Source organism: Bariatricus sp. SGI.161 (assembly GCF_050313695.1).
GTDB lineage: Bacteria > Bacillota > Clostridia > Lachnospirales > Lachnospiraceae > JAFBIX01.
Genome location: NZ_JBNPLX010000023.1, coordinates 34,861 through 50,089, shown reverse-complemented (window position 1 = coordinate 50,089; position 15,229 = coordinate 34,861). Strand labels below are relative to the sequence as shown.

The following is a 15,229-nucleotide window of genomic DNA, read 5'->3' as shown; positions in this document are numbered from 1 at the left end:
ACATACCGAATCACAACATCTGTCCCGATAAGCGCTACGACCAGTAAGGCAGCGATCAGTTGCTTACTTCTCTCCTGATACCACTTCTTCTTTTTTACTCCCACAATAGTATCCTGTTCTTTATTCATCCTTATCGCTTCTCATTCTCCTGTATTTTTCCGCAAACAAAGCCACACTCTGTTTCAGCACCATCATTTGCGATTTCAGATAATACTCATCCTCGAACAATGCATAGTGAACACTGGCACGAACAAGAATAAATATGAGCGGTGTTATGATGTCATAGGGTATACCAAGTTTCGGTTCAAGCTGTTTTGCATATTCGGTATAGCGCTTGCTGACACCCTCAAAGAATAATTTACCGTGTTCAATATATTTGGGATTCGTATACACCTGATACATCAATCGATATTTTTTACCGTGCTTCTTGGCCGTCCAGTAAGGAATCTCGTCAATGAAGCGCATTACATCTTCTGGATCCGTAGGAGCTTTCGCCATAAAATCATCTTCTACTTTCGCCATACAGTGGGCTGTGGATTGTATGATCAGATCATCCAGATCCGTAAAGTATGTATATAAAACAGATGAATTCACATTACAGGCTTTCGCAAGTCCACGAATACCGACATCGGAAAGTCCATTTTCAGCGTAACACTCAAAACACTTTTCCATAAGTTCAATCTTCTTCGCCTGAAATTGTTCCTCGTTACGTGTTCGCAAGGAAATCCCTCCTCATTTCTTATGTATTAAAACCCGATTTATAATCCGATCGTTTGATCTTATTATAACATCATTGAAAAAAAAAGCAATGTTTTACTGCTTTAATAACAACAAATCTGTTACTTCAAGGCCGCCTATATAATAAGAAAAGAGACCAGCATTTAAACTGATCTCTTAGATAGGAGACACACCGTCTCAACGGTACTTTCATTGTCCCAACTAAGTTCTTCTGTTTCCGCACCATTAAAATACACCGGAAAACGGAACTTAATGTGCTTCAGGAATCTGCCATCCGACTGCTCCTGCTCATAAATGTCTACCTGTTCTACAAAGCTGTTTAAAAATTCTTTTTTCTCCAGATCAGTGAACTTGTCATATAGTTTATCAAAATACAGCAAGAATTGGTAGACGTTATCTTCTGATATTTTCTTCTGTTTGATATTCAGCAGACGGTTCTTGACCTCACTGATGCTGTTCTCCACTCCTTCGATTTCATCATAGAGACGATACAGTCTTGTCTCCATATCCTGATATTTTTTCTCATAAAAACGATCTGTAATATCCAGGCTGTCCATCTGCTGTCCAAGCCGGTTCTTTGCGCCTGTCAGCTGTCGGTGCTGTTTTTCTAATTCTTCAATTTCCTTTTCCACTTCCGATGTGTCAATCCTTGCACCAATTTTATTCAAAATGGCTTCTTCAAATTTAGGATTTTGCACCAGCTTCCGGATTACTTCTTCTACCGCATCGTTCACCTTATCTTCGCTCCACTGTTTGCGGTAACTGCAATTATGCCCATCCACCAGCCTTCGATGCTTGCAGGCATAATAAAAATAGTCCTTATATGCCGTACCGTCTTTTCTCTTTTTTCGATTGACATTCCCATACATTCCACTGCCACACAGAGGGCATTTTAAAATGCCGGATAAGATATGTTCATGTTCCAGACTGTGTGTCTTTTCATAGGATATTCCTGTTTTCTGACGTTTCTGATGTGCCAGTTCCCAATCCTCTTCGGAAATGATTCCTTCATGAATACCATCGTTCAGCATATATTCTTCCTGCTTCACAATCCGATATTCATTTCTTGTTCCGGGAACCTTTTCGTTCTTTCTGCGACCAAATGCCAGTTTACCACAATAGATCGGATTATCCAGAACACCTTTGATAAATGAAGTTGCAAAAGCATCCAGCGTATTATTCTGTCTCTTTTTCTTTTTATATCCATGTTGGTTCAGCCATGACGCAATCGCACTCATTCCCATATTGGTATGGATAAATTTATCAAAAATCAGTCGAATTACCTCTGCTTCGTCCTCTGCAATCTGAAGTTCTCCGTTTACCAGTTTGTAACCATAGGGAGCAAAGCCACCGTTCCATTTTCCTTCTCTGGCTTTCTGCTTCCGTCCTTCCATAGTCTGCACCAGAATGTTTTCACGTTCAATTTCTGCCACCGCTGACAAAACAGAAATCATCAACTTTCCACTGTCTTTGGAACTGTCAATGCCATCCTCTACACAGATCAGATTTACTCCAAAATCCTGCATCCGCTGCAATGAATTCAAAACATCTGCCGCATTACGTCCAAAACGGGAAAGCTTAAATACAAGCACAAACTGTACATCGTCCTTACCATCTTCAATATTGTCCAACATACGCTGAAATTCCGGTCTGCCTTCTACGCTTTTACCGGATTTCCCTTCATCTGCAAATTCCTGTACAATCTCCATGTTCTGATACTCAGCATATTTTCTCAGTTTATCTCTCTGAGCATCCAAGCTGTAACCATCCACCTGCATGGTGGTGGATACACGGATATATACATAACATCTAATTTTTTTATTCTTCATGGCATTTACCTCATTTATTACGCCCTTTTATTGTCCCAACTAGATTTTAACATCTGTTCCAACTCTATTCAATACCTGTTTTTCAAAATTTTTAATTCCCATTGACATATTTTCATCCCAAACATATAATAATGATAGAGACAGGAATACCTGTTATCGAAAATATTGTCCGCTCACCGCTGGCGGCTTATAAATAAACGGCTCGAAAATATGGTTCGCTTACCGGAAGCGTCTAACAAATGTCCGGCTCGAAAATTCTCGGCCCTGCCGCATGGCAGGGCTGATTTTTATAGGTGATGAAATGATTTATCAAGAAGGATATGTTTACCACATAAAAGATGAATATTTTGAAAAAGTACAAGACGGTAACCTGATGCAAAACAAAGAAAACGGTACATACCGTCCGACATTTTATTGCCTGCGGGATGAAAAGACTTCTTTGCTCTGGATGGTTCCGTTAAGTTCAAGGGTTCAAAAATATAAAGTAATCCATGATAAACAAGAACAAAAATATGGACGCTGCCTGACTATCGTTCTCGGCGAATTTGATGGAAAAGAAGCAGCATTCCTTCTCCAGAATATGTTTCCTGTCAGAGATTGCTATCTTGATCACATACATACTCGCAACAATAATCCCGTGCCAGTAAAACACTCTATCCATAAAGAAGTCAGCACAAATATGAAACGCCTCCGCCAGCTCCATGCCAGAGGGAAAAAAGTGGTATTTCCGGACATTAACCGCCTGGAACAAATAATGCTGTCAGAAATGCAGGCTCAGGACACAGAATAATGCTCTTCTCATAAAAGAAACGGCAGTCCTGCGATTTCCATCTCAGGAAGCTGCCGCTTCTTTTTCCTTTTCATTTTCTTCTTTTTTCTCCTGCCCATTGTTTTTCTTATCTTCCTCCAGTTCCCGGAGCAGCTCTTCACCATATTTATCTAACATCCGCACAAGAAAATCAATGCACCGTTCAAATTCAACATTCTGTTTCACAAGCTTCTCCTTCCCTGTTTTTATTCTGTGGTCATTCTACAGGAAAGTTTTTAGATTCTCATTGAACAGAAATTGAGAGCAGATTGACTATTTCCCTGTTACTTTTGTTCACAATATTGAAATACCATTGTGCAGAACATACGTTTGTGCTATGATAAAAGAAATATAGTACCAGATAAAAGAAGAAATGATACGAAAAGGTGGGATTGCGATTGGATCGATGCGATTTTAGCTCTATAATGACATGTTTAAAAAATCATATCAGCGAAAGTAACCAGATGAGCCAGCCTGAATTTTTATATGAAGTATTTGAGGATTTTATGGACAGCCCGGAAAGTAAAGAGTTTTCTCTGGACAACGGATTGGTCTGCCGCTGGATGACAGGGCAGGCGAAGATCAGTCCCAAAATTTCTTCTTACTATGCGAAACCAAGTAAGCTGGAAAAACTGGCTGAAACAATACATCAAAATCTTCTGCCACTGATGACCGACTGCAACAAGGCACTACAGGATGTTTACACCCTGTTTATGCAGGATCCCACCGTATCCGAAGCGAAAAAGAACAAACTGGCATTACTATACAAACCTGCGGATTCACGGCTCCTGTTTCTGGCAAAGCTGATCTCCTTTGGTATGGAGCGTCAATTTGTTAAAAGGGATACCAGAAACCAGAAACTGATTGCAGGTGGTGCCCTCTCCCCGGTTGTCCTGGATTATATCATGGACAGTGAGGTACCCAGACCATGCCGACATTTTGTAGGAAGGGAAGAAGAACTGGGAGAATTACACACAATGCTGGAAGAAAACAGCAAAGTATTTCTCTATGGGATTGCCGGGATTGGAAAAAGTGAACTGGCGAAAGCATATGCAAAGCAATACAAAAAATATTATACAAACATCCTTTATGTTGAATATTCTGGCGATTTGCATCAGTCAGTTACAGATATGGATTTCACTGACGATCTGCCGGAAGACAACGAAGAAGAACGATTCCGAAAACACAACCGTTTTCTTCGCTCTCTGAAAGATGATACCCTGCTCATCATAGATAATTTCAATGTGACTGTTACACAGGACAGTTTTCTATCAGTAGTGTTGAAATACCGCTGCCGGATTCTTTTTACAACAAGGAGTAAATTTGATGGACACTGCATTCTGCAGCTAAAAGAAATACGGGAACCCTCCTGTTTGTTTCAGCTGGCATCTGCATTTTATTCGGAAGCAGAAGAACACCGAACACTTGTAGAAGAGATCATAGAAACTGTTCACCGCCATACCTTTGCGGTAGAACTGGCGGCAAAACTTCTGGAAAATGGGATTTTGCCTCCTGAGCAATTACTGGAAAAACTCCGGGAGGAAAAGGCATCCCTTGAAAATGAAGACAAAATCAGTGCTATCAAAGACGGACAGAACAACAAGGCAACTTACTATAACCATATTCACACCCTGTTCTCCCTTTATTCCATTTCACAGGAACAACAGGATATCATGCGTGATCTGTGTTTTCTTCCTCCTGCCGGTATTTCCGCCCGCATCTTTGCTGACTGGCTTGGACTGACTACTTTAAATGACATCAATGACCTGATTGAGACAGGTTTTGTACAGGCAAACACCCGGCATACCATTTCCCTGCATCCAATGATTCAGGAAATTGCCCTTTCTGAAACCAGACCTTCCATCACGAGTTGTCACACTTTACTGGATTCCCTTCAAAAAATATGCTTGATGCATGGCATGGAGGTCAGCTATTACAAAAAATTGTTCCAGACAGTGGAAAATGTCATTCACCTGATTAAAAAAGATGATATGTCCAAATACCTTCTGTTTTTAGAGGATGTCTTCCCATATATGGAGAAATACCACTACCAAAAGGGTATGAGAGAGATACTCCGAGAATTAAAGCAACTTTTAAAAGGAAATACTTATGGCACCGCTTCTGACCGGGCACTATTGCTGGATTACCAGGCAACAGTGGAAACAAAACCAGAAAAAGCCATCAAACTGGAAAAAGAAGCACTTGCGCAGATCAAAGAAATCACAGAAACTAATGCCCACCTTGTTTCCAACCTGTATGCCAATCTTGGTGGTCTTTACCGCATGAACGGTCAGACAGAACGTGCAAAAGAACACATGGAAAAGGGTATCTTGCTACTGGAACAGTATAATCTGCTTTATACCAATGACAGTATCCCGCAGATCAACAATTACGCCGCCTTATTGACAGAAATGCAGGAACCGGAGCGGGCAATGTCAGCTCTCCAGAAACTGGCACAGATTATCAAACACTATAATTCAGATCACTGTCTGGATTATGCACAGGTGCAGGAAGCCATGGGAAATATCTGCCTGATTACAGCAAATATCTCACAGGCTAAAACCCATTTCAAAAAGGCTATGAAAATCTATGAGGATGTCTGGGCAGATGAGCCGGAATTGATTGAAGAAAAATATCAGGAAATTCAGGAATTGTACCCACAGATTAGTATCGCACTGGCCAAAGGTATCTTGGCTTCAATAAATAAACAGAAATAAATTTACGTCGGACATCATTATCCGCCGTTGACTATTCTCAGCCTTTTTTCCACTTTTGGGAAAAAGATTTCATTTATGATTCTTTTGCCTTGCAAAAATAAAAAGCATGATTAATAAAGTAACCGGAAACAAAAGTCCAACTCCCATACCTGCACGAATATTGTCTCCAGCACTTTGTGTAACACGTCCAACAATCCCCGGACCTATGCTTCCACCCAGGTCCCCCGCCATAGCAAGCAAAGCAAACATAGCCGTTCCACCTGCCGGAAATCTTTCTGATGAAATACTGATTGTGCCGGGCCACATAATCCCAACAGAAAAACCACAGATAATACATCCAGTCAAACCTGTTATCGGATTCGACGAAACAGAAGCCAGCAGGTAGCATATCACACATAAAATTCCGGATCCGGTCATAAATTTCATCAGATCCATTTTATCACCATATTTTCCGAAAATCACACGACTGATTCCCATTGTAACAGCAAACATGCAGGGACCGGCCAGATCGCCAATTGTCTTTGACAGTCCCAGAGCAGCCTCCGCATAAGCAGATGCCCATTGTGCCATAGCCAGTTCTGATGCACCGGAGCAGATCATTAAGCATATGGAAAGCCAGAAAAGAGGTTTGCGAAACAGTTCCTTTATTCCCATTCCCTGCCCCTCATCTACCAAATGCTCAATCGGGCAGGTTGCAAAATTATAGATATTTATGGCCGGAACAAGTGCCCATAATACAGCCAGCCATTTCCAGCTGTCCATGCCAAACACTGCAAAAAACAGTGTGGAGATCACAATCGTTCCCACTGCTCCCCAACAATAAAAAGAGTGAAGCAGACTCATCGTTGCCTCTTTGCTATCAAATGGACACGCCTCTACGATCGGGCTGCAAAGCACTTCAATCAGACCACTTCCGACTGCATATACAATCACACTCAGGATAATTCCAACAAACGGTTCCGGCAAAAGCTCCGGCAGAAAAGCCAGACCAACCAATCCTGCTGCGGAACATACCTCAGAAGCAACAATACAGATACGATACCCTATTTTGTCCACAAACTTTGCACAAAACAAGTCTACCAACAACTGCGTAAGGAAAAAGCAGGTAGAAATCAATGCGATTTTTCCAAGTGTAATCTGATAATCATTATGAAATTTTAAAAATAACAATGGGGCAAAATTAGCTGCAATTGCCTGTGTAATAAATCCCATATAACAGGCTCTTTTTGTTTTCTGATAATTTGGCATGGTCATCACTCCTTTTGTTTTCTACAACATATTTTAATCACATTTCCATCCTCACACAGAAAGCATCCTTCATAATTTCCCGATATATAACGAGGCTCATAGTCAACGGTAAATCCTGCCTCTATCAGCTCGAGCATTAATTCATTTACTTTACTCGTACTGTCTACATACATAGAAAGACTCTTTCCGGATACGGAATTCTCTATCTTCACAATTGTTCTCATAAAATATCAGGAATCACCATCCTTATTTTACTTTCATGTAACCATTTGAACATCATGTCCTTTCACCTCATTTTTTATTGAATTATATAATATAATTCTGTTATTTTCATTGAATTATTTCTGATATTTATTGTATAATATCGTAAAGTATGTTTCAAAGAAGGACATTTCTATGAATATAAATACAACCTATACGAAAATCATTACAGATGAAGATTTAATGGAGGCAGTTCAGCACGGAAGCAATCGCTATCCTTTCCAGTTTTATTATGAAGATCTGTCCGTTTTTGATTTCAACTGTATCGAATGGCACTGGCATACAGAATTGGAATTTATTTTTATTGAATCCGGAACCGTTACTTTCTGGATTGGAGAAGACCGATTTGATTTAACCGAAGGAAATGGGATCTTCATTAATACAAAGGTACTCCATCGCTTTTATTCTCCATCAAAAGCCCTCATTCCCAATTTCGTATTTATGCCTTCTTTTATTGCCCCTCGCGACAGCCTGATTTATCAGAAATATATTCTTCCGATTATTTCTTCCCCACTGCCATTTCTCATATTTCATAAAGAAATATGCTGGCAGGCAAAGGTTTTATCTATCATGCGGCAAATTATTTCTGCACAGGATTCCGTTTCAACCAAAGAACTCCTTACCAGTTCTCTCCTTCAGAATCTCTGGCTGGAAATATTTGAAAACACAGACATTTCATACCCGGAAGAACACAAGAAGTATTCCACTGCTTCTCAAGCCCGTTTACAGCTCATGATGCAATTTATCCACCTGAATTACTCACGGAGTATCTCATCGGATGACATTGCAGAACAGGCAATGGTCAGTAAGAGTACAGCTTTGAATCTGTTTCGGAAATATTTACATATAACGCCGGTTAACTATCTCATTAATTACCGTTTAAAACAGGCCGGTCAGTTGCTTTCAAAAACCGAGAAAAAAGTCAGTCTCATTTCTTCTGAGACAGGATTTCATAACGTTGACTATTTCTGCAGATTATTCAAAAAACACTACAAGTTAACCCCAACAGAATACCGGAAACAGAAACACTTTCTGTAAACCCGTTTACCATATTTCCCGAAAGAAAAGGCACCTCCACGGTTTTATGGAGACGCCTTTTTGATATGATTCATCTTTCTCATAATATTATTACAAATCAAATTCATACATACTAAAAGATATTTTTCCGGTAGACGGATAGTCCAGTTTGATATCTCCTTTATACTGAAATCCAAAACTTTCATACAGTCTCTTTCCGGGCAGATTCCATGGGAGTGTATCCAGACGAATGGAACTAACATTTTCACTTCTGCAGATTTCCACTGCTTTCTCCAACATTTTTCTTCCGATTCCTTTTCCCTGGCATTCCGGAGCGGTCGCCAGAAGATGAATCACTGCAATCTCTGTGTCACTGCCCTTTATATTCCAGTCTACTAACTGATATCCCTCTCCCTGGATGTGGTTCACAATAAACGCTCCTGCTATGTTACCATCCTCCTCTGCTACATATAATGCCCCCATATTCAAAGCATCAGCAATATCCGACAATACAGGATATACACCCTTTTTCCATCTGAGAGGATACTCTGTATCCTGCATATGATCAATCAATTGATAATAAAATTCTAAAATCGTATGTTCTTCTCCGCATCCTGCTCTTCTTATCTCAATCATGTTATGTCTTGAACTCTCTTTCTGTTACTTAAATTTTCAGACAAAGTATATCATAAAATTTTCTTTCTGAACAGATATGTATAGCCCTTCAAATACAGACAAACGTTCATTATCCACAACAAATGCTATCATTATAAATCAATTCAAACTCAATTTCCTCTCAATGCCTTATCTCTCCAACTTTTGTATGCTTATCCCACAGCAGACCAGTACCACGAAGGTACGAACTGCGAGGGAAATCAATACAAAAATGGAGGGATTTTTTATGAGAGAAATCAGAAACACCAAAATCATTGCCGTGGATCATGGCTACGGCAACATTAAAACTACCAACACAGTCACACCTACCGGCATCACTGCCTATGAAACGGAGCCAATCTTTACCGAGAACATTCTGGAATATAACGGCACCTATTACCGAATTGGCGAAGGACACAAGGAATTTATCCCGGACAAAGCGATGGATGGAGACTATTATCTCCTGACACTGATGGCAGTGGCAAGGGAACTGAACGTCTTTTCTATCCAGGAACCAGATGTCCATCTGGCTGCCGGGCTTCCCCTGACATGGATCCGAAACCAGCGGGAAGAATTCCGTTCCTATCTGCTTCAGAATTCAGAAGTCAGCTACCGCTTCAACAATAAGGATTACCGCATCCGTTTTGTTGGATGCAGCCTTTATCCACAAGGATACCCGGCTATCGTGAACCGTCTGGGCGACTTGAAAGGAACCAATCTCCTTGCAGATATCGGGAACGGAACCATGAACATTTTGTATATCAACAATAAAAAAGCACAGGAAAGCCGTTGCTGGACAGAGAAATTCGGGGTTAACCAGTGCATGATTGCCGCAAAGAATGCCATCCTTGACCGGTTCGGTGTAAAAATCGAAGAAGCTACAGTAGAACAGGTTCTGCGGTTCAAAGCAGCGAATATCTCCACCCCATATCTGGACTGTATTACAGCTGTTGCCAGACAGTATGTGGCTGATATCTTTTCTACGCTCCGCAAATATGAATACAATGCCGACCTGATGCGGCTGTACGTAGTCGGTGGTGGCGGATGCCTGACCCGTAATTTCGGAACGTATGACGAATCCCGTGTCACGATCCTTGATGATATCTGTGCCACTGCCAAGGGATATGAATATCTGGCCCTGATGAGCCTGAAAAGGAGGGAATAAGCCATGGCAAACAACATCCGAAACACAAATCTGCGCTTCAATCTGGAGAAAGACCTGCAGCGGAAAGCATGGGAATATCTGCAGGCCATGGACAAGCAGGAATTCAGATCCTACAGCCATGCGATCGCCCTTGCACTGGTCGATTATTTTGACCGTTATTACCGCACACAGGAAGACCCCTATCTGGAAACAAGGGAACGGGAAGAACGTTTTGTCGGTCAGATTATAAAAGCCGTGGAAAAGAGCCTGAAACAAACGCTTCCCCTTTTTCTTTCCGGTCTGACAGCAGGGATGGCACAAAGGGAGCCCCAAAGCAGGGCATCCTTACCGTCTCATGAAGAACCGGAGCCAGAGACAGATGTAGACTGGGATTTTCTCGGAGAATAACCGGGACGTAAAAGAGGTGGACACATGACGGAATTTCTGACAGAAAATACCAGCCTTCCGCCCTATATGGTATTTCCCAGGTTTCTCCTGGATATGGAGCTGAATGAAACAACCAAGCTGCTTTATATGATTCTGCTTGACCGTGCAAGGCTCTCCCTGAAAAACGAAGGCTGGACAGATACATCCGGTCATGTGTTCCTCTACTTTACCATTGAAGCAATGGCGGAGGTTCTCCACAAAAGCCAGATGACCATCAAAACATCCCTGGCAGCACTGGAAAAGCAGGATCTGATCCTTCGAAAACGTCAGGGAGCCGGGCATCCCAACCGGATCTATGTGAAATTCCCGGCAGGGGCTTTCTGCCAGACAGACAGGATTCTTTCCCTAAGACAGACAGAAAACTGTCCTGCTGACAGACAGGATTCTTTCCCTGAGACAGACAGAAAACTGTCCGGTAATAAGAAAGAGAGAGATAAGAACGATTTATCAAAAAGAGAGAGTCAGGAGAAACGCTCTCCCTATGGAAAATTTCAAAATGTATTTCTGTCAGAAAAAGAACTGGAAGAAGTCAGACAGTCGATTTCAGACTGGCAGGAATATATTGAACGGTTATCCGGCTACATGGCTTCCACCGGAAAGCACTACCAGAACCATGCAGCCACCATCATCAACTGGGCAAGGCAGGACAATCCCCCTTCCCGGCAAAGCATTTACGAAAGTGAGGAATACGAAACATTATGAGAAAGATTACAGAAGAACTGACCAATCAGGTCCCAACCAGAGAATTGCAGCCGGATGAATATTTTCATGAATCCGACCGCCTGATCTACTGCGCCAAATGCCATACGCCCCGGCAGAGCAGGTACACCTTGCAGGGCAGGGTATTCATGCCGCCCATCCGGTGCAAATGCCAGCAGAAACTCTATGACCAGGAAGAAAACAGACGGAAACTGCTGGAAAAACAGGCAGAAATCGAACGGATGAAAGCCAGCGGGTTGCAGGATAAGGCACTCTATGATTATACATTTGACAAAGATAACGGCATCAACCCGGAGATGGCATACGCCCACAAATATGTGGAGAACTGGGAAGATATGAAAGCCAATTCCTCCGGTCTTCTCCTCTGGGGAAATGTCGGTACTGGGAAATCCTTCTTTGCAGGCTGCATTGCCAATGCCCTTCTGGAAAAAGGCGTTCCGGTGCTGATGACAAATTTCTCACGGATTCTGAATACCCTGACTGGAATGCATTTTGAAGACAGGAACCAGTTCATTGACAGTCTGAACCGATACAGCCTGCTGATCATTGATGACCTTGGGATTGAACGCAATTCTGAATATGCCCTTGAACAGGTATTCAATGTAATCGACAGCCGTTACCGCAGCAAAAAACCGCTGATTGTAACAACCAATCTCACATTGACGGAACTGAATAATGCACCTGACGTGGCACATAGAAGAATTTACGACCGGATTCTGGAACGGTGTGCCCCCATCCGGATCAACAACCGCAACATCCGGCAGGACAATGCCTCTGCCAATCTGCAGGAAGCGAAGAAAATACTGCTGTAATGAATCCGGTACTAATTATTTCAGGAAATGTTACCGCATTATTACCACTATTCTCAGGCGGTGATACTGCAATCTGCCTTTCCAGACATGGGAAAAAGTATCACTGCCACTGACCATTCAAAACAGTACCAATTCAAATAATTGTAAGACCAAAAGCCCGGATACGGGCATAGAAAAGGAGGTGCCAGATATGGCAGATAAAAAAACAATGACATCAGAAGAAAAAGCACTTTTACAGGCAAAACACCGGCAGGAGGAAGCCGAAGCAAGGAACCGCAGGAAAGAACGTAACACCAGAACACACCGATTGATCCAGGAAGGAGCAATTCTGGAAAGCGTTGCTCCACATATCCGGGAAATGGATTTGGATCTCCTGAAACGGGAACTGATGATTCGATTACGAGGGCTGTAGATTCAGAAATTTTACTCCCGAAGGGCGCACTTACTCACCACCCGATAAATCGGGCGGTGGTATCCCCTACGGGGCTCGTGCGCTCTGCCGAGGGCTATCCGCTGTTACAGGCAACACCGGCTATGCAGCCATTAACAATCGGATACCCACCGATTGTATGTGCTTCGGACTTTTCCGAAACACTCCGGCAAAGAAACTTTTTACCGGATATGGCTGCCTGATAAAACCTGCCCCCGGCAGCTTTTATTCAGTTTTGGATAAAACAAAGTAATTCATAAAAACCCAATTCAGATAATACACCCTCACAGAAAGGAGCATGTCTATGGCAATTTATCACATGGAAGCCAAGGTCATCAGCCGTGGATCCGGGCGGTCTGCGGTTGCGGCTTCCGCCTATATGAGCTGCAGCCGGATGTACAATAATTATGACGGAATCCAGCATGACTATACCCGGAAACATGGTCTGGTCTATCAGGAGGTGATGCTTCCGCCGATGGCTCCGGCTGAATGGAAAGACAGGGAACATCTTTGGAATGCCGTAGAAGAGGCAGAGAAAACAAAGGACAGCCGACTTGCAAGAGAATTCGTTGTTGCACTCCCTATAGAACTGGATAACAGCAGCAATATCTCTCTGCTTCAGGATTTTATTCAAAAGAACTTTGTAGATATGGGGATGTGTGCTGATTTTGCCATCCACGATACCGATGGACATAATCCCCATGCACACATTCTCCTGACTGTCCGTCCTTTAAACGAAGACGGTACTTGGCAGTACAAAACAGAAAAAGAATACCTCTGCATAAAGGACGGAGAAGAAAAGGGATTTACTGCTTCTGAATTTAGAGAAGCACAAAAAGAAGGCTGGGAAAAGCAATACCGCTATAAGTCAGGAAAAAAGAAAATCTATCTGACTCCATCCGCAGCACAGGAAAAAGGCTATGAACGTGTTGACAAGCATCCGAAAAGTACCCGATATGGCAGGCAAAATCCTATTTCCGAGCAATGGAACAGTGATAAACAGCTCTGCCTCTGGAGAGCAAACTGGGCAGATACCGTCAATCGAGAGTTAGAATGCCGTCAGATTGATACACGGATTGACCATCGCAGTTTTTCCGATCAGGGCATTACTGAGCAGCCGACAATCCACGAAGGCTATATTGCAAGAGATATGGAAAAGAAAGGCATGATTTCTGACCGATGCGAACTGAATCGACAAATCCGTTCGGATAACCGTCTGCTTGGAGAATTGAAAAATCAGGTCGCAAAGCTGACAAAATCTATCAAAGAAAGTATCCCTGCAATCGCCGAAGCACTGGAAAATATCCGTGGTGCCATGATCATCTTCCAATATCAGATGCTCCATAACGAAATGCAGACTGTTTCCGCTAAAGATTGGATAAAAATGACAAAACCCGTGATAGAAAAATACAAAGCCACCAAGCAGGAGATCCACAAAAAGCAGGAAGAACGGAAAATATTGAAAACTAAAAAGCAGAAACTTAGCATCTTAAATCCCTTACAGCATTATCAGCTAAACCAGCAGATTACCACATTAACAGAGGATATCGAAGAACTCAAGTCAAGAAAGAATTTCCTTATGGGAGAAATCTACTGCCACAATGACACAGAAATGAAAAATGCAGAATCCACTCTAAAGCAACAGTCCACCTTTCTGGAAAAACTAGCTGCACAACGCCAGTCACTGAATGAACAGCTTGGAAAAAACCGCAAAAAATTCATAGACCTGAAACTTTCTGTAGATTCCGAAAAATCAGAGGAATTACTGGATGCCAGAGTTTCTTTCCGGGACATTGTTCGTGATCGGATTGTTTCCAGACTGCGTGACGTTTATGGAAAGAAATTTGAGTACAACAGACTGAACGATGCCTCTGATTACATTGATGGCTGTATACGAGAAGATCCCTATGTTTTCCGGGAACGTGCCCGGCAGAAAGCCTGGAAGCAAGAACAAGAACGTAGTGAACTCAAGAAATTAAAAAATAAAATCAAAAAAGTAGAACGATAATCATTTTATTTGCAAGATATTCTAGTGGGATAAACAGTCGAAATACACATGAAACTGACGCTATGAAATATGGTAAAGACTGGTAAATGCAGCGTAAAAAAACCGAATTTGCCAGTCTTTTCCTCTTATCGCTACTTCCTTGTCAATCTCTTAATCTTGTTCTGATTTATCAATATACTTTTTTATCAGCTCTTCGTATTCGTCTTTCCAGTTCTCAATTTCCAACTTCATAGGTTTCGTCAAATCCAGACTGAAAATCCCCATGATTGATTTTGCATCAATAACATATCTTCCACTGAAAAGTGTCGCTTCTCCTTCAATTCTGCTCATAGTATTTACAAAATTTTTCACTTGATCAATGGAGTGTAAAACAATATTCACTGTTTTCATCAATAT

16 protein-coding genes are annotated in these 15,229 nt (G+C 42.0%); 9 read left to right on the top strand and 7 right to left on the bottom strand.

What is annotated here, in order from left to right; all coding sequences use genetic code 11:
• Positions 1 to 120: 120 nt before the first annotated feature.
• Positions 121 to 720 carry a TetR/AcrR family transcriptional regulator gene (locus ACQRBH_RS13095; RefSeq protein ID WP_427762031.1) on the bottom strand — a complete coding sequence of 200 codons (600 nt, stop codon included), beginning with the start codon at positions 718 to 720 and terminating at the stop codon, positions 121 to 123.
• A gap of 161 nt (positions 721 to 881) precedes the next feature.
• On the bottom strand, positions 882 to 2,567 hold the full coding sequence (locus ACQRBH_RS13090) for a recombinase family protein (protein ID WP_427762030.1): 1,686 nt from the start codon (positions 2,565 to 2,567) through the stop codon (positions 882 to 884).
• Between the two features lie 301 nt (positions 2,568 to 2,868).
• Here ACQRBH_RS13090 and cptIN point away from each other — a divergent pair, with 301 nt between their 5' ends.
• Complete coding sequence (cptIN, locus tag ACQRBH_RS13085) at positions 2,869 to 3,357, top strand: type III toxin-antitoxin system CptIN family toxin (RefSeq protein WP_427762029.1); 489 nt, start codon at positions 2,869 to 2,871, stop codon at positions 3,355 to 3,357.
• 42 nt (positions 3,358 to 3,399) lie between these two features.
• Here cptIN and ACQRBH_RS13080 read toward each other — a convergent pair whose 3' ends face one another.
• Positions 3,400 to 3,561, bottom strand: a complete 162-nt coding sequence (locus tag ACQRBH_RS13080) for a hypothetical protein (RefSeq protein ID WP_427762027.1) — start codon at positions 3,559 to 3,561, stop codon at positions 3,400 to 3,402.
• Positions 3,562 to 3,839: 278 nt separating this feature from the next.
• Between ACQRBH_RS13080 and ACQRBH_RS13075 the strand changes: the two genes are divergently transcribed.
• The gene (locus tag ACQRBH_RS13075; RefSeq protein WP_427762033.1) at positions 3,840 to 6,092 is read left to right on the top strand and encodes an NB-ARC domain-containing protein; all 2,253 of its coding nucleotides are present in this window, start codon (positions 3,840 to 3,842) and stop codon (positions 6,090 to 6,092) included.
• 69 nt (positions 6,093 to 6,161) lie between these two features.
• On the opposite strand, the gene ACQRBH_RS13070 is transcribed toward ACQRBH_RS13075, so the two are convergent.
• Entirely contained in the window at positions 6,162 to 7,340 is a 1,179-nt protein-coding gene (locus tag ACQRBH_RS13070; RefSeq protein ID WP_427744247.1) for an MFS transporter, read from the bottom strand.
• Between the two features lie 5 nt (positions 7,341 to 7,345).
• Positions 7,346 to 7,552 (bottom strand): hypothetical protein, encoded by a 207-nt coding sequence (locus ACQRBH_RS13065; protein ID WP_373215960.1) that lies wholly within the window; start codon positions 7,550 to 7,552, stop codon positions 7,346 to 7,348.
• 184 nt (positions 7,553 to 7,736) lie between these two features.
• Here ACQRBH_RS13065 and ACQRBH_RS13060 point away from each other — a divergent pair, with 184 nt between their 5' ends.
• Complete coding sequence (locus ACQRBH_RS13060; protein ID WP_427744246.1) at positions 7,737 to 8,639, top strand: AraC family transcriptional regulator; 903 nt, start codon at positions 7,737 to 7,739, stop codon at positions 8,637 to 8,639.
• Between the two features lie 90 nt (positions 8,640 to 8,729).
• On the opposite strand, the gene ACQRBH_RS13055 is transcribed toward ACQRBH_RS13060, so the two are convergent.
• Positions 8,730 to 9,254: an N-acetyltransferase family protein gene (locus tag ACQRBH_RS13055; RefSeq protein ID WP_427744244.1), complete on the bottom strand. Its 525-nt coding sequence runs from the start codon at positions 9,252 to 9,254 to the stop codon at positions 8,730 to 8,732.
• 265 nt (positions 9,255 to 9,519) lie between these two features.
• Here ACQRBH_RS13055 and ACQRBH_RS13050 point away from each other — a divergent pair, with 265 nt between their 5' ends.
• From ACQRBH_RS13050 to mobQ, 6 genes are all read left to right on the top strand, one after another.
• Positions 9,520 to 10,437, top strand: a complete 918-nt coding sequence (locus ACQRBH_RS13050; protein WP_373215962.1) for a ParM/StbA family protein — start codon at positions 9,520 to 9,522, stop codon at positions 10,435 to 10,437.
• A 3-nt stretch (positions 10,438 to 10,440) separates the two neighbouring features.
• Entirely contained in the window at positions 10,441 to 10,824 is a 384-nt protein-coding gene (locus ACQRBH_RS13045) for an adenylate cyclase (RefSeq protein ID WP_427744243.1), read from the top strand.
• A 24-nt stretch (positions 10,825 to 10,848) separates the two neighbouring features.
• Positions 10,849 to 11,565 carry a replication initiator protein A gene (locus tag ACQRBH_RS13040; RefSeq protein WP_373215966.1) on the top strand — a complete coding sequence of 239 codons (717 nt, stop codon included), beginning with the start codon at positions 10,849 to 10,851 and terminating at the stop codon, positions 11,563 to 11,565.
• Complete coding sequence (locus ACQRBH_RS13035) at positions 11,562 to 12,395, top strand: ATP-binding protein (protein ID WP_427743925.1); 834 nt, start codon at positions 11,562 to 11,564, stop codon at positions 12,393 to 12,395. The genes ACQRBH_RS13040 and ACQRBH_RS13035 overlap by 4 nt, the downstream gene beginning before the upstream one ends.
• 190 nt (positions 12,396 to 12,585) lie before the next feature.
• Complete coding sequence (locus ACQRBH_RS13030) at positions 12,586 to 12,807, top strand: DUF3847 domain-containing protein (RefSeq protein WP_427743891.1); 222 nt, start codon at positions 12,586 to 12,588, stop codon at positions 12,805 to 12,807.
• Positions 12,808 to 13,129: 322 nt separating this feature from the next.
• Positions 13,130 to 14,833 (top strand): MobQ family relaxase, encoded by a 1,704-nt coding sequence (mobQ, locus tag ACQRBH_RS13025; protein ID WP_427762025.1) that lies wholly within the window; start codon positions 13,130 to 13,132, stop codon positions 14,831 to 14,833.
• Positions 14,834 to 14,983: 150 nt separating this feature from the next.
• Here the strand turns inward: mobQ and ACQRBH_RS13020 are convergent, their stop codons facing one another.
• The gene (locus ACQRBH_RS13020) at positions 14,984 to 15,223 is read right to left on the bottom strand and encodes an HPr family phosphocarrier protein (RefSeq protein WP_427762023.1); all 240 of its coding nucleotides are present in this window, start codon (positions 15,221 to 15,223) and stop codon (positions 14,984 to 14,986) included.
• Between the last annotated feature and the right edge of the window lie 6 nt (positions 15,224 to 15,229).